Below are 14,471 nucleotides of genomic sequence, written 5' to 3' on the forward strand. Positions count from 1 at the left end.
ATGCTACTTTTAGTATAACAAAAAAGAAGCCAATCATGATAAGCTTCTTTTTCTTCTCTCTTATTTGTTTATGCTTTTTTCAACGAGTGAAATCGCATATTCCACCGTACGATTCATCGTTTCTACTTGTGCATCTTTTACTTTCGCATCTTTTAATACAGCTTCTGCCACTGTAATTTTTTGACTCAATGATTTCACTGAACCATCCGTTACATTTGCAGCTTGCGCTTTTTTCACCACTGCTTTTGCAGTTTCAATATTGATTTGTAATTTTTCTTTCGGTGTTTTCGGTTGTTCTTCTGCTACTTTAGATTGTACAAATGTTACATTAGCTGTTTTTAATTCATTATACGCTTGAACGATTTGCTCTCCAGTACTTCCTACATTTTCAAATGCTTGCTTTGCAGTGTTATAGCTTTTCTCTAGTGCTTGAAATGCTTCCTTTGAATATTGACCTGGTTTGTCACCAAACTCATACGTACCAGCTAACACTTCTTTCACTTTCCCAAGCTCTTCATATAACGCGTTTACTTGCTCTAATTTTGTACGATTAGAAAACTCATTATACGCTGCTAATACTTCTGAAGAACTTAATGCTTTACTATATAATTTTGCAAGCGCAATTTGTCCATTTAGCGGAATACCACCATTCCCATTACTATCTGGATCTGCACCAAGTGCAAATGGTACGTTCGGGTGATATACTTTCCCTGTAGCTGGTTGGCTATTTACTTTTTTACCATCTACGTAAATTGCTACTTCACTTCCGTTATACGTTCCTGTTAAATGATACGTTTTATTTGCCTCTAATTGAACGCCAACACGTTTATAACTTCCACCAATATGAGCCCATAATTCTACATAACCACTTCCTGTAGCTTCAAAACCAATTCCGCCGCTCTCTGTATTTTGTAAAATACCTTGTCCGCGAATTTCATTCATTGAAAACACAGTTTCTAACGTAAATGTATTTGCTACTTTTTCTTTTTGTGCTGCTGAAAATGGAAGGTATCCAAATGTATTTGCTTTTCCATTCAATTTCATTACATTTGTTTTTAAAGCTTTATCGTATGCAATAGATACATTCCCTTTCACATCGCCTTTCGTCCCAAACAATGAGTTATCTTTAAACGTGCCATCTAAGAAATTCACATCAAAGACATCTGCCTTTGGTACTTTTACATTCGGGTCAATATTATCTTTTTTCGTAGTGATTTCTGCTGTTAACGGTTGTGCGCTTTCATTACCAAATGAATCAATCGCAACGACTTCAAGTGTATATGTTTTCCCGTCATCTAACCCTGCCAGTGTAAACGTAAGATCTTTTGGCACTGGGTCACGATAAAACTCTGAGAATGCTAACAACTTGTTTTTAATTTCTCCTGTTTGCTTATCTCTAGCTTGTACACGATAAGAATGGACAAGTAGGTTATCCAGTGCTTGCGGGAATGTCACCGTTGCCGCATTTTCTGTTACATTTGATACCGCAAGCTTTGCATCTTTAGCAAAGTAAGGCTTTTCTTTATCACGATCTTCTACATGTGTAAATGTATCTTTCTTTGCTGGTAATTTAATTTTCCAAGGCTTGCCTGTCCAAGAATTCGTATGGAAATCACGACGATTAATTGTTACCTCTTTATCATCTACTTCTACTAATAAACCCTGGCTTAACGTACTAGCTCCTGGCGGGATATTCCCTTGTACTTTACCACCTTCAACCTCCATATAACTTACTGAAGATGTACCAACTGATGTAAAGTCTTTTTGATGAATTGATCTTGGATCGTCTAACGGGTAATGCGAATGACCTGAAAACGTGATAACCTGCGGGTATCCTTTTAACACCTCATTAATTTTCGCACTATCTTTCGTTCCCCACTCTTGACTACCGTATACTGTATCTTTAATATGTTGGTGTAAAAATACGAAAATTGGTTTTTCTGGATCATCTTTTTGTGCCTTTGCCATTTCTTCTTTTAACCAATTAATTTGCTTGTCCGAATAATATCCATGAGTTGTCCCATCCTCTGGAGACATAACAAGGAAGTGATACCCTTTCACCACTTTATGATAGTAAATCGATTCCATTCCTGTTTTTTCTAAGAAACGCTTCTGCGCTCCCTCTACAGATAAACCGTTCCAATAATCATGGTTACCAAGAGAATTCATTCGTACTGCATCTTTATTTGCATTTTCATTATACACTTGCATGAAACGATCATATTGCTGCAGTGATCCTGAATCAGTAAAATCTCCCACAATTACGAACGCATCTTGTTTAGGTGCAAGTGTATTAAGTTGCTCGATTGCTCGTTTCCAGCGAAACGTATCATCCGTTCCACTATTTTTAATATGTACATCACTTACGACTGGAAAAACTATTTTCTTTTCACTTGGTGCCTTTTCTTGCTTTTTCTCTTCCGCTTTGACTGATGTACTCCACGGAAATGATACGAATGCTAATACAAAAACCATTAATAACCCAATAAGACCTTTTACTTTTCGTAAAGCTGTTCTTTCCACTTGAATCCTCCTCATAATAATTGATTCATTACAAGGGCTATTTTATCTAAAACATATTAATGTCGTTTAAATAACAAATAAATTTTATTAGATTTTTGTAAATATACAGTTAATTAAAAGTTAAGTCCAACATTCCTCGTACTATTGTATACAACCACCTTTTGTCTAAAAGAGTCTGATCATTCTTTTCCTATGACTATTCACATATAATCTTTTCTATAACACTAATGATAAGTTAAGGTTTAAGCCTATTAGACAATCTTAATTTTAAAAATTTTCTTCTTTTCTTAACACATCGGCCATGCTTCTACATTTAATAGTAGTAAAAGACAACTTAAAAAGGAGGGGGTTGTATTGAAGAACAAAAAAAATATTGGCTGTTTCGCTCCTTTATCTATCATTTGCCCAAACCCTTGTCCACCGCCCCCTCCTCCAAATCCAAGTTGTGAGCGAGTAACAAATGAATTTGCAGGGAATTTCCTCATAACTAACAACACCATTCCCTCTATCAAAGATGCACTACAATCAATGATACTGTGGCAAAGTGATGGGATACTACTTATATCAGGTACTGTCTCGGTTTACAATAGTACTAGCAGCACAGAGGCAATTACAATTGAAATCGTTGGAGCAGTAACTAATATTTTCACTGTCTTTCCTGGCAATACTATATCTTACACAGGAAAAGACTTACAATCTGTCAGTATTATTAATATACAAAGTGATCCTTCACTATATTTAGAAGGCAAGTACTGTTGCCAATTTACATGTTGCTTATAGAATACCAATTTCATTACTTTCTCAATTTAAAAAAGCATACCATTTACGGTATGCTTTTTTTATGAAATCGGATAACGTACAGTAATACAAAACTCTCCTTGATTAACAGTTGTTCCTGTCGTAGTAATTCGAACAGTCGTAAAATATCGTACAGTGAAAGTACCACTACTTTGTGGCTGTACAGTAATTGTATCAACTACTGTAGCACCTACTAAAAAATCCACTGTAATCGGGTTCGCACCTACATCATATTTCACGTAACCTGAACCATATACTTCTTGCGTGATGTTATTTGTATATACAATTTGAGTACCAGCACCTGTAATAGACCAGTCTGTACATACTTGATCTTGTACAAGCGTTTTATTCGAACAACAAGACAAACTGGAACTTCTCATTCCCATTTCGATCCTCTCCTATTCTGCTATGAAAGTGGATAACGTGTTGTAATACAAAATTCTCCTTGATACGTTCCAGCAGGTGTTGCAGGTAACACAACTTGTATACTATCAAAGCGGCGATACGTAAAAGCAATACTCGTTCCTGGGTTTAATGTTTGTGTATCAATTGTAGCCCCAGCAGAATCCAGTGCTTCTACAGTAATCGGACCTGGTCCAACATCATATTTAACAAAACCAGTACCCACTACGTTTTGGTTAATATTATTTGTATAGAGAACATTATCAATTGCTGCCGCAACTACAGTAGCAGACCACGGACTACACACTTTATCTTGCACATAATTTTTATCTGGACAGCAAGTTAATGCTGACCCTGAGCACTCACAAGACATAGTTGTTTCCCCTCTCTCGTTTATATTCCCTATATGTGTATGTCCCTCAGAGTCTTTTGCCTGTACTATTCATCTATTTTCACAAAATGTGCAAATTCCAATACCAATGACTAGATAGATTCCGATCTATTTCGTTTTTTCATAAATTTATAGATTAAGATACCACCGACAATAATAACAACGACTGCTAATATCGGTAACATATATTGACCAACAACATCTGCTGCTTTTGCCCAATGCGGACCTAATTTCATTCCAAAATAAATATACAAAGTCGTTAATGGGAACATTGCTACAAATGTATATATGCTAAATTTCCATATGTTCATTTTCGCCATACCACACGGAACAGAAATAAGTGTTCGAACTCCCGGTACAAAACGTCCAACAAACGCTACAACTGGCCCATATTTCTCAAAGAAATCATCTGCTTTTTGAATTTGTTCTTCTTTTATAAAGAAGTATTTCCCATACTTTATTAATAGGGGGCGACCACCGTAATAACCGAGTGCGTATAACGTTAATGGTCCTGTCGTTCCCCCCAGTGTTCCAGCTAATACAGCTAGCCAAAAATTCATATCCCCCTCGTACACCCAATATCCAACCATGGGCAACACTACTTCTGCTGGAATAAATTCAAACGTCAATGCTAACACAACTCCAAAATAAGAAAACTGCTTTAAAAACTCAATTATATCTAAAATAATTTGCTCCATATTTTTAACTCCTATCCTACGTTTACGTTATGCTTTTCTTGTAATTGAACTGGTGCCATTTTTACAATTCGGTTCAAAATGAATAACACAATTCCAATATCATCTAAAATACCGATAAACGGCAGGAAGTCTGGAATTAAATCAAGCGGCATCGCAACATACCCAACTAAAAAAGCAACAGATAAAATTTTCTTCTTTATTGAAACCTCTTTTGAAGTAAAAAAGTCAAATAGGAATGGAACGAAACGACGGACATGAAATACAACTCTTAATCTACTAATAAGTTTTTTCATTTTTATTTCTCCTCTCTTTGTATACAAAAAGGACCCTACCAAATATGGTAAGGGTCCTAAAAAAGACAATAAGGGGCCTTTACCATTGCTGGTAAAGGTCTCACTAACAACGAAACGTTGCCAATAAAGCCGAGGGTTTCTCCCTGTAATGACGACTTTACTGTAATAAGTTACTCCCCTTTATACACAATTTTATACACTCACATTAAAATATTTCAGAGGGCTTGTCAATATATTTTATATCCCAATCCCTCCTGCTTACCCTTCCGTAAAAAACAAAAAACGTATAGGAAATTTCTTACTATCTCATAATATACATAATCATTTTTGAATGAAAGGAGAGGTTTCATTTGCATACCGTATGGAAAGGTGCACTTTCACTTGGACTATTAAATATAGGAATTAAACTATATAGCGTCGTAGAAGAAACCGATATAAAATTTTTAAGTCTCCATAAAGAATGCTTAACACCTAACTTACCAAGTAATGAAAATTACCCTATCCAAAAACAAGAACTCACCGCAGCAATTAATTTAATCCACCACCTTACAAATCCTTTTGAACAAGAAATGTATACAGATGAATATGCAGAAGCCCTTACCGAATTAATCGAGAATAAAATTGAACAACAGGAAAAAACTGAAACAATCTCTCCAGCTCCGAACATCATTAATATTATGGAGACATTACAGGCAAGCATTGAACAAGCAAAAATAAAAAGAGAAAACAAAAAAGAACAAGAGGCACAATGAAATTGACCTCTTGTTCTTTAAAGCGGATTACATTTCGGCATTTCGAGTCCAGATGATTGAGCTAATTTTAATAAATAATAACATTCCTCTCTTGCCATATGATCTGCCATTCTAGCTGATAGTGCACTTAATACTTCATGCGATAACTCGAGCTCTTCCACTTCATGTAAAAAATGCGAAAATAATTTCAATTCAAGTGAAACATCTTTTGTAAACTTCTTTAATGCTGGAAAATGATGAAGCTCCGTTCGTAAATACCCAGTCATCTCAACTGCCTTTAAGTAAAATTGTTCAAAATGCTTCGTAAATTCTTCGCTTTTCTCTTTTAATCTTTTTTCAACAAGATCTAGCCCACCAGAAATAGAGCCCGCATGACCAGCCGCATCCGTTAACCAAACGAGATGATAATGCAATTCATGAAAAACAGGCGGAACTTCCCCTTTCTTCAAAAACTCTAAAACCGTTATATACTCTTCCACTTCGTTTACCATATGATTAATAAAAGTTGGTGTAAAATGAATAGTAATTTTCCCTTCCAATTGCTTCTGTATAATACTTAATTTAAACGTCCGAATTTCCTTAGCAGCTTGTTCTACCTCTTTTGAGAATGCCATCAGATTCACATTCCGAACTTTATTTAACAGGTTCGTAAATGTTTCAACAAAGTAAGTAGCTTTTTTTATATCCTCTTTTTCCTTCGGAGCTAATGCATCAAGTAAAAATTGTGCATGATCAGTAAGTACCTTTAGCCAAAATTGATGCTCAAACAACGCACTTTCTTCATAATTTCTCTCCACTAAATCCCCTCCGTTTATTCATCCTTCTCTACCACTTGAAGTTTATATCCATCTGGGTCTTGTACTACAATAATTTTCTCACTTTTGTTTTCTGTATATGCAATTTTATAAAATACTAACCTCTTCTTTACATTCTCTATGTTAGAAATTGAAAACGTTAGAACATCAACTGAGTCCGTAACACTCTTCTCACGCCCTCCCAAACTGCGATTCATAACAAAACTAATTCTCGTTGAATCGGTATCATACCAAACCCCTGTAATATCTAATTGCGGCCTCTCTGAACTAGGTGTTATTCCTAAAATCCCTTCGTAAAAATACAGAGTTTCCTTTAAGTTCTTTACTTCTAACACAATTAAATTCTTTACATTCTCCACATTCATTCCCCCTGTACTTATTACTTTTTTATATGTGTCATAAATGCTCATTATGTCTGAATACAATACGTAGTAATGAACATTTAAGGAGGTTTATTCGTGAATAAATATATGAGATCATTCGTGCCCTATCATAGTCCTCTCGACCCTTGTCCTCCTATCGGAAAAAAATATTATTCTACTCCTCCTAACTTATTTTTAGGCTTTCAACCGCCAAACTTACCACAATTCACGCCAAAAGAAGCGCTACAAACAGGGACTTTATGGCCTATTTTTTATGACTATTATGAAAATCCTTATAAAAAAGGGCGGTGACTACTGACGTGACTCAATCGCTACCAGAAGAATACTATCAGCTTTTACTGGAGCTTCAAGAACTGGACTTTGTACTAGTTGAACTCACTCTTTATTTAGATACACATCCAGATGACACCGCTGCTATTAATCAATTTAATGATTTTTCCTATAAACGGCGAGTATTAAAACAAAAGATGGAAGAAAAATACGGGCCACTCCAACAGTTTGGAAATAGCTATTCTAATTCTCCTTGGGAATGGAGCAAAGGTCCTTGGCCATGGCAAATATAAAGGAGAGAAACTATGTGGATTTATGAAAAGAAATTACAATACCCAGTTAAAGTGGGAACTTGCAATCCAGCACTTGCAAAATTATTAATTGAGCAATACGGCGGTGCAGATGGCGAGCTAGCTGCTGCACTCCGTTACTTAAATCAGCGTTATACAATTCCCGATAAAGTCATTGGCCTCCTTACCGATATTGGTACAGAAGAATTTGCTCACCTTGAAATGATTGCTACGATGGTTTATAAACTAACGAAAGATGCAACTCCTGAACAAATGAAAGCTGCTGGACTTGATCCCCATTATGTTGATCATGATAGCGCACTTCATTACCATAACGCTGCTGGTGTTCCATTTACTGCAACCTATATACAGGCTAAAGGTGATCCAATTGCCGATTTATACGAGGATATTGCGGCTGAAGAAAAAGCACGCGCAACATATCAATGGCTCATTAATTTATCCGATGATCCAGATATAAATGATAGTCTACGCTTCTTACGTGAACGAGAAATTGTCCATTCACAACGTTTCCGAGAAGCAGTTGAAATTTTAAAAGAAGAACGTGATAAAAAAATATTTTTTTAAAACACGTATCCTAGCGGTATGTGTTTTTTTACGTTAAAGATTAAATCCTTCTTATTAAACATACAAATAGTATATTTATTCGATTTAATGCATTATTTTTTAATATTTTCAAAATTCCCTATTGCTTTCTAGTCATCAGACCTTTAAAATAGTAACAGTTACTCGACAAATTATTTGAATTTTCGACAAAAACACTCATTAGGAGGATTTTCTTTATATGCGTACAACTTTAAAACCAGCGCAAATACTTTCGATTAGTTTATTACTATTCGCAGTTTTCTTCGGTGCTGGTAATATGATTTTTCCGCCCCTTCTCGGTCTTTCTTCTGGAGAAAATATGTGGATTTCCATTACAGGATTCATTATTACAGACGTCGGTTTATCTTTACTAGCTATCGTCGCTGTTGCCCTTGCCGGTGGTAGTTTTAATACTTTAGCAAGCCGTGTTCATCCAAAATTCGCAGCAGTATTCGCTATCATTATTTATCTTTCAATCGGCCCACTATTTGTTATTCCACGAACTGGATCTGTATCTTACGAAATTGGGATTGCACCACTTTTCCCGGACCAATGGTACTCTATGTTAATTTTTAGTGCTATTTTCTTTACAGTCGTCTACTTCTTATCATTAAATCCATCAAAATTAGTAGATCATATTGGAAAAATATTAACACCAATTTTACTTGTAATTATTGCAATTATGGCAACAAAAGCGATTCTTTCACCAGGAACGTTTGCAGAACCTGTTGGTGACTATAAAGAAATTCCATTTTTCAAAGGATTTCTTGAAGGGTTTTTAACGTTAGATGCAATCGGTGCTCTCGTATTATCAACGATTGTTGTAAATGCAATTCGCCAAAACGGTATACAAGAGAAGAAATCTATTGCGAAATATACCATTATTTGCGGTAGCATTGCAGCCCTATTCTTAACAATTGTTTATTTCTTACTCGGTTATATCGGCGCTTCAAACGGTAATCTAGGACAATTCGAAAACGGTGGTCAACTATTAGCTACTGTTATGTACCAATTCTTTGGGACAAGTGGGAATGTTTTATTAAGTATCGCCATTATCTTCGCTTGTTTAACGACAGCAATCGGCGTTGTAAGTGCATTCGCAAACTATTTCGCAACAGTACTAACAAATGTTTCCTACAAAAAACTCGTACTATACGTTTGTATCTTTAGCTTCGTTATTTCAAACTTAGGTTTAAGTTTATTAATAAAAATTACATTACCTGTATTAATTATTTTATATCCAATTACGATTATTTTAATTTTCGTATCATTTATAGATAAATATACGAAACGTAAACCTTCTGTCTACATCGGAGCAATGATCGCAGCATTTATTATTAGCTGTATTCATGCACTGGATAATGTGGAAATGATACCAGGTTTTATTGCTAATATTGTACACACAATTCCTTTTTACAACTTAGGAATTGGCTGGATTATCCCGGCAATCATCGGTGGTATAATGGGATACTTTATTCCACAAACAGAAGCTAAAGGTGAAGTTTCTACAAAATAAAGAAAAGAAGCAAGCAGTAATTGTGCTTGCTTCTTTTTTATTTTCACATCGTATGTTTAAAAGTAAATAACTCTTCTTTTGACTGCACAGCAGATTGTTCCTCTTCTACAACATCCTTCTTTAGCTCTCCTCCTAACCTTACTTTCATCATCGCCTCTTCGATACTTTTTACAATCATATTTCCTGAAAAAATAGTAAGTCCAAAAAATGTAATCGGAACGAGAGGGATCCACGGATTCACTGTTAATGACCTAAAGTATACTCCAATTAAACCTGACCATTCATGCGTATAAGATTCCACCTCTTTTATTTGTCCACCAAACATTACAGTCCCACCAAAGAACACTTCAAGTAATCCTAAGTGCAGTAAAATAGTAAGAGTCTGCGTAAACTGCTGAAGAAATACGAGTATAAATGGCATATAGAGATGCGGAAAAATATGTTTTATAACAATATGTCTTCTCGATCCACCTAATATGCGCGCGGCATCAACAAATTCTTCCGTTCGCAATTTACGAACTTCCTTCGCAACATACAGTGCAATAACTGGCATTACAAGCAGTACAAGTAATACCACTTGAAACGAAGCCCTTTCAAAAAAGGTTGTTGTCTCCTCTCCGCTTCCAAATGCATTTGCAGATTGAAGAAAAAAATACGCAATCATAACTGTCGGAATAACTGTAAAACTATCAAAGAAAGCCTCAATTTTTGAAAATCCTCTTTTTATATACGTTCCGAGTACGACACCGAAAAACACACCTATTACCATTCTAAGTGCCGCAATTAAAATAGATATACCAATCGTCCACTTCGCGCCCTCAATGACTAAATGTAACAGGTCATACCCTTTCCGGTCTGTCCCGAGTAAAAATTGTAATGAAGGTGGAAACGGTGGCACTTGTGGATTTTCATCCGCATCATATTGCAATGTAACTTGTCTAATATGTCCATCATTCCATAACGTATTTCCGATGCTCAAAAGAACTAATAGGAGAAGAAACCCAATGCTTATCCAAAATCTTTTATCGCGTTTTATATACGTCCACATATTATAGTCTCTCCTTCATCGCAGCCGGAATGAGATAATGAAACAATTTAAATAAAATAAAAATCGGAATATATATAAGAAGCACACTAACGATGAAAACCTCAACTCTAATACCGAAATACGATTTCAAAAACATAAAAATACCACCCGTATTAAAAATCCATTCTATAATATATAAATTAGATAACATAAAAAAGATATTCGTTTTCGCAAAGAATAATGTACTAAGCAACACATTTCGTAAAATATGACGATTTAAAATATGAAAGCGCCCCAGCCCTTTCGCCTTAGCAAATAGTACATAATCTTTTTCTAGTTCATTTTCAAAACGAAGCACGACCATTTTTACAAACATAATCGTAGTCGGGATGCTCAAACACAATATTGGCAATCCTCTAATCGACTCGCCTCCGATTGACGCAATTTGAAAAGGTAAAAAGCCTGTTTGTTTAAAAACCCATACAACTAAAATTTGCGATAACAAAATAAGTAAAATGTCTGGAATAGATTCTAGGAAGATAAGAAATGATTTAATACGATGTTGTATACGGGGTGAACTACTCATAATGACATAAACAATACAAAATGCTACAAATAATGAAATGAAAAAAGCAGCTAAAAATATAACAATTGTTTCTTTATAATGAACAAACAACTGCGGAAATAAAAATTTATCTCCCACATATTTAAAATTGGAGATGTCCATTAAATTCACAAACACTTCTTTTAAACTCTTTATGTACTGTGATGCATGCAGCTCAAATCCATAAAATAGTTTCGGCAATGTCCCTAAACAAATAATCCCCAAAATCGAAATAATAAATTGAATCGTCACTCCCATCCCATTCAGAAAAACTTTTTTGACCACGTTTTCCCTTCTCTCTATATATAATTTACCCTCTAATTTTATTCTTAATTTTCTGAATTGTAAATATTTATATAAAAAAAATCACTAGGTTATGATCCTAGTGATTCTTTATGCGCATGCCCTTCTCTTTTCGCAAACGGCATATACAAAATAAAACATCCAATAAGCGCTGCGAGTTCTAATGAAATAATATAGTAAGGGTGCGGCCCTAACATATCGAGTAATGAAGCTGTTTCTGGCTTACGAGCTAAAAACATATAATTACCGCCTGTTTTGTAATTCACAAACGAAACAATTGGAATCAATATGTTTAAAAATATCATTGTGCGTTTAATAGATTGTACTGTCGGACGATATCCTTCCACCCAAGTCATAAAGAGTGGTGCCCAAATGAGCAATATATGCGCGATAAAATATTCAATGAAACGAAAATGCGGAAAAGCATATTGCAAGTTTGGTGTTAACATAGCTTGTGATGCACCAATAATTCCCGTAAAAAATACAATCTCATATATGCGGTAACTTTTCGTTACAATCATAATCGATGCTAACAATAAACTAATCGTACATAACTCAAATGGTAATGAAGTGCCTAGTTCAAAAATCCCTGCTTTCCATTCCCACATATGAAGCCCAATTTCGCTTCCAATAAATAAAAATGCAATCACATATCGAACCGTTATATTCCACTCACTTTGACGTAATATATCTTGGTATTGATACAGAAAAATGATCCCCACCAACATAATAAATAATATAATGGCATGTTGCCTTGAGTATGGAATAAATGGTTTTAATGGATGCGCACTAAAATAAGCTTCCATCTTCCTTCCTCCTCTCCTTCATACAATATTATTGTAAGAAAGAAACAACGAGTCAATTCATTTGCTTAGGCTGGGACAACCTCTACCTTACATTTACATATTCATACCTTACAAAACTGTAAGGTTATTGTAAGCTAAAACGATTTGTCAGATTCTTCACCTCTTCTATACTTAATGTAGATACTAAAACGAGCGAAAAGGTGATAAATAGATGAAGAAGAAAAATAAAGTGTTAATTACTAGTGTAGTAGCAATCGGTATTGCAGCTGGATCATATTTTGCATTTGCTGGCGGTAGTTCAGAAGTAGCAATGGCATATAGCGGATATAAAGTAACAGAAAAACAAATTGAAAACGCGCAAAAATTTGGCGGTGAAGTCATTCCAAACGGCATCGAAACAATTTCATTTGATCCAACAAAAGGTACGTACGAATTAGCTGTAAAAAAAGGTGACGAAGTAAAAAAAGGACAGCTTCTATTTAAATATAATGATCCTACTGCGAAACAAGGTGTAACAGAAGCAGAAATGCAAAAGAAAATCGCACAAAAAGAAGTAACATTGTTCCAAAAACAGATTGATGCAGCGAAACAAAAATTACAAAAAGATAAAAATGCAGGCCTTCCTGCTGAAGCATTAAAAGCTTCAGAAATCGAAGTGCAACAATTAGAATCGCAACTTGAAATGAAAAAGTTTGAAGTTGAAAAATCTGATGAAATGATTAAAGCAGCAAAAGAGAGAGTAAGCAATCTTTCTGTAACAAGTCCTGCTGATGGCGTAATTGATGATATCGTGAAAACTGCTGATGAAAAAACAGGTATGAGCGGCATTACACTTCGCCACGCTGGGCCATTTAAAGTAAAAGGTCAACTTTCTGAATATGAGCTTGCTAGTATGAAAGTCGGGCAAGAAGTAACTGTTTCATCAAAAACGGTCGCTGGTAAGACTTGGACAGGAAAAGTAACAGAAATCGGTTCTACACCATTAAAGAGCATGGATGAAAACAAAACAGTTTCTAACTATCAATTCACTGTCACATTAGATAATAGTGAAGAATTACAAAACGGCTTCCACGTTTACGTAACAAGTAAATCTGGCGAAGCAACTGGTACGATTGTTCCGAAAAGCAGCATCGTGAAAAAAGGTGACAAAAATGTTGTCTTCGTTGTAAAAGACGGTAAAGCGAAAGAACAAGCTGTTACTGTTGAATTCGAGACTGATAGCGAAGCAAAAGTTTCTGGAGTGAAAAAAGGAGAGCAAATTATCTCTAAACCTGAAAAAGACTTAAAAGATGGTATGGAGGTCGTCGCCCGATGATTAACTTAAAAGGCATCACGAAATCTTTCCAAAATGGTGCAGAATCCGTTCAAATATTACACGGCATTGACGTAACACTGAACCAAGGAGAATTCACTTCTATTATGGGACCATCTGGTTCTGGTAAATCAACACTAATGAACATTATCGGTTGCTTAGATAAACCAACGACAGGTGCGTATGAACTAGCTGGTCAAAATATTTCAAACATGTCTGAGACAGAACTTGCACGCGTTCGTAATAAAGAGATTGGGTTCGTATTCCAAAACTTCATGTTATTACCAAGACTTACAGCACTTCAAAATGTAGAGCTACCTCTTATTTACGCTGGAGTCGATAAAAAAGAAAGACGCGAGCGCTCATTAGCCGCTTTAACAAAAGTAGGTTTAGCTGATCGTGCTACTCACCTACCGAACGAATTATCAGGTGGACAAAAACAGCGTGTCGCAGTCGCACGTGCAATCGTAAATAATCCAAAGTTCATTTTAGCCGATGAACCGACAGGAGCACTTGATACGAAAACAAGTACACAAATTATGGATCTCTTTTACGAATTAAACAAACAAGGCTCAACAATCATTATGATTACCCATGATCGTGAAATTGGGGAAGCTGCAGCAAGGCAAATTGTAATTCGTGACGGAAACATCGTCCAAGATTGGAGAGGTTAATTTTGAACACG

General features: G+C 35.5%; 18 protein-coding genes. 8 read left to right on the forward strand and 10 right to left on the reverse strand.

Annotation, left to right across the window (positions count from 1 at the left end):
* Positions 1-60: 60 nt before the first annotated feature.
* The gene (locus DN392_RS01595; protein WP_149237891.1) at positions 61-2,523 is read right to left on the reverse strand and encodes a LamG-like jellyroll fold domain-containing protein; all 2,463 of its coding nucleotides are present in this window, start codon (positions 2,521-2,523) and stop codon (positions 61-63) included.
* A gap of 354 nt (positions 2,524-2,877) precedes the next feature.
* On the opposite strand from DN392_RS01595, the gene DN392_RS01600 reads away from it, so the two are divergent.
* Complete coding sequence (locus tag DN392_RS01600) at positions 2,878-3,303, forward strand: S-Ena type endospore appendage (RefSeq protein ID WP_000791328.1); 426 nt, start codon at positions 2,878-2,880, stop codon at positions 3,301-3,303.
* 59 nt (positions 3,304-3,362) lie between these two features.
* Here the strand turns inward: DN392_RS01600 and DN392_RS01605 are convergent, their stop codons facing one another.
* The 4 genes from DN392_RS01605 to DN392_RS01620 form a co-directional block, all read right to left on the reverse strand.
* On the reverse strand, positions 3,363-3,707 hold the full coding sequence (locus DN392_RS01605; protein ID WP_000525819.1) for a DUF3992 domain-containing protein: 345 nt from the start codon (positions 3,705-3,707) through the stop codon (positions 3,363-3,365).
* A gap of 20 nt (positions 3,708-3,727) precedes the next feature.
* On the reverse strand, positions 3,728-4,096 hold the full coding sequence (locus tag DN392_RS01610; protein WP_001277534.1) for a DUF3992 domain-containing protein: 369 nt from the start codon (positions 4,094-4,096) through the stop codon (positions 3,728-3,730).
* A 110-nt stretch (positions 4,097-4,206) separates the two neighbouring features.
* Positions 4,207-4,812 (reverse strand): DedA family protein, encoded by a 606-nt coding sequence (locus DN392_RS01615; RefSeq protein ID WP_000435008.1) that lies wholly within the window; start codon positions 4,810-4,812, stop codon positions 4,207-4,209.
* An 11-nt stretch (positions 4,813-4,823) separates the two neighbouring features.
* Positions 4,824-5,105, reverse strand: a complete 282-nt coding sequence (locus DN392_RS01620) for a YkvA family protein (RefSeq protein WP_000733852.1) — start codon at positions 5,103-5,105, stop codon at positions 4,824-4,826.
* Between the two features lie 350 nt (positions 5,106-5,455).
* On the opposite strand from DN392_RS01620, the gene DN392_RS01625 reads away from it, so the two are divergent.
* Positions 5,456-5,857: a Ku family protein gene (locus DN392_RS01625; protein WP_064056180.1), complete on the forward strand. Its 402-nt coding sequence runs from the start codon at positions 5,456-5,458 to the stop codon at positions 5,855-5,857.
* Positions 5,858-5,874: 17 nt separating this feature from the next.
* Here the strand turns inward: DN392_RS01625 and DN392_RS01630 are convergent, their stop codons facing one another.
* Both DN392_RS01630 and DN392_RS01635 read right to left on the reverse strand, forming a co-directional pair.
* Positions 5,875-6,654 (reverse strand): DUF2935 domain-containing protein, encoded by a 780-nt coding sequence (locus DN392_RS01630; protein ID WP_149237892.1) that lies wholly within the window; start codon positions 6,652-6,654, stop codon positions 5,875-5,877.
* A gap of 14 nt (positions 6,655-6,668) precedes the next feature.
* Positions 6,669-7,082, reverse strand: coding sequence for a VOC family protein (locus DN392_RS01635; protein WP_149237893.1), 414 nt, complete (start codon positions 7,080-7,082; stop codon positions 6,669-6,671).
* A 48-nt stretch (positions 7,083-7,130) separates the two neighbouring features.
* Between DN392_RS01635 and DN392_RS01640 the strand changes: the two genes are divergently transcribed.
* From DN392_RS01640 to brnQ2, 4 genes are all read left to right on the forward strand, one after another.
* Positions 7,131-7,346 (forward strand): spore coat associated protein CotJA, encoded by a 216-nt coding sequence (locus DN392_RS01640; RefSeq protein ID WP_149237894.1) that lies wholly within the window; start codon positions 7,131-7,133, stop codon positions 7,344-7,346.
* 8 nt (positions 7,347-7,354) lie between these two features.
* Positions 7,355-7,618: a spore coat protein CotJB gene (locus DN392_RS01645; RefSeq protein ID WP_064056182.1), complete on the forward strand. Its 264-nt coding sequence runs from the start codon at positions 7,355-7,357 to the stop codon at positions 7,616-7,618.
* A 12-nt stretch (positions 7,619-7,630) separates the two neighbouring features.
* Positions 7,631-8,200: a spore coat protein CotJC gene (cotJC, locus tag DN392_RS01650; RefSeq protein WP_000265275.1), complete on the forward strand. Its 570-nt coding sequence runs from the start codon at positions 7,631-7,633 to the stop codon at positions 8,198-8,200.
* A gap of 217 nt (positions 8,201-8,417) precedes the next feature.
* Positions 8,418-9,734 (forward strand): branched-chain amino acid transport system II carrier protein BrnQ2, encoded by a 1,317-nt coding sequence (brnQ2, locus tag DN392_RS01655; protein WP_064449053.1) that lies wholly within the window; start codon positions 8,418-8,420, stop codon positions 9,732-9,734.
* A gap of 43 nt (positions 9,735-9,777) precedes the next feature.
* Here the strand turns inward: brnQ2 and DN392_RS01660 are convergent, their stop codons facing one another.
* From DN392_RS01660 to DN392_RS01670, 3 genes are all read right to left on the reverse strand, one after another.
* Positions 9,778-10,782: an ABC transporter permease gene (locus DN392_RS01660; protein ID WP_061672631.1), complete on the reverse strand. Its 1,005-nt coding sequence runs from the start codon at positions 10,780-10,782 to the stop codon at positions 9,778-9,780.
* Position 10,783: 1 nt separating this feature from the next.
* A complete protein-coding gene (locus tag DN392_RS01665; RefSeq protein ID WP_061672632.1) occupies positions 10,784-11,650 on the reverse strand; it encodes an ABC transporter permease subunit in 867 nt (288 codons plus the stop codon).
* 89 nt (positions 11,651-11,739) lie between these two features.
* Complete coding sequence (locus DN392_RS01670; protein WP_016089205.1) at positions 11,740-12,474, reverse strand: YwaF family protein; 735 nt, start codon at positions 12,472-12,474, stop codon at positions 11,740-11,742.
* Positions 12,475-12,685: 211 nt separating this feature from the next.
* On the opposite strand from DN392_RS01670, the gene DN392_RS01675 reads away from it, so the two are divergent.
* Entirely contained in the window at positions 12,686-13,789 is a 1,104-nt protein-coding gene (locus DN392_RS01675) for an efflux RND transporter periplasmic adaptor subunit (RefSeq protein ID WP_061672633.1), read from the forward strand.
* On the forward strand, positions 13,786-14,460 hold the full coding sequence (locus DN392_RS01680; RefSeq protein ID WP_000609098.1) for an ABC transporter ATP-binding protein: 675 nt from the start codon (positions 13,786-13,788) through the stop codon (positions 14,458-14,460). Before DN392_RS01675 ends, DN392_RS01680 begins: the two co-directional genes overlap by 4 nt.
* Positions 14,461-14,471: the final 11 nt, after the last annotated feature.

Origin of the sequence: Bacillus sp. BB51/4 (assembly GCF_008368845.1) — a bacterium.
In the GTDB taxonomy this organism is placed as follows: domain Bacteria; phylum Bacillota; class Bacilli; order Bacillales; family Bacillaceae_G; genus Bacillus_A; species Bacillus_A wiedmannii.

Bases quoted from the DNA above. Each gene is read 5' to 3' on its own strand.
- DN392_RS01605 (WP_000525819.1), bottom strand. From the start codon at position 3,707: ATGGGAATGAGAAGTTCCAGTTTGTCTTGTTGTTCGAATAAAACGCTT.
- DN392_RS01610 (WP_001277534.1), bottom strand. From the start codon at position 4,096: ATGTCTTGTGAGTGCTCAGGGTCAGCATTAACTTGCTGTCCAGATAAA.
- DN392_RS01615 (WP_000435008.1), bottom strand. From the start codon at position 4,812: ATGGAGCAAATTATTTTAGATATAATTGAGTTTTTAAAGCAGTTTTCT.
- DN392_RS01620 (WP_000733852.1), bottom strand. From the start codon at position 5,105: ATGAAAAAACTTATTAGTAGATTAAGAGTTGTATTTCATGTCCGTCGT.
- DN392_RS01635 (WP_149237893.1), bottom strand. From the start codon at position 7,082: ATGAGCATTTATGACACATATAAAAAAGTAATAAGTACAGGGGGAATG.
- cotJC (WP_000265275.1), top strand. From the start codon at position 7,631: ATGTGGATTTATGAAAAGAAATTACAATACCCAGTTAAAGTGGGAACT.
- brnQ2 (WP_064449053.1), top strand. From the start codon at position 8,418: ATGCGTACAACTTTAAAACCAGCGCAAATACTTTCGATTAGTTTATTA.
- DN392_RS01660 (WP_061672631.1), bottom strand. From the start codon at position 10,782: ATGTGGACGTATATAAAACGCGATAAAAGATTTTGGATAAGCATTGGG.
- DN392_RS01670 (WP_016089205.1), bottom strand. From the start codon at position 12,474: ATGGAAGCTTATTTTAGTGCGCATCCATTAAAACCATTTATTCCATAC.
- DN392_RS01675 (WP_061672633.1), top strand. From the start codon at position 12,686: ATGAAGAAGAAAAATAAAGTGTTAATTACTAGTGTAGTAGCAATCGGT.
- DN392_RS01680 (WP_000609098.1), top strand. From the start codon at position 13,786: ATGATTAACTTAAAAGGCATCACGAAATCTTTCCAAAATGGTGCAGAA.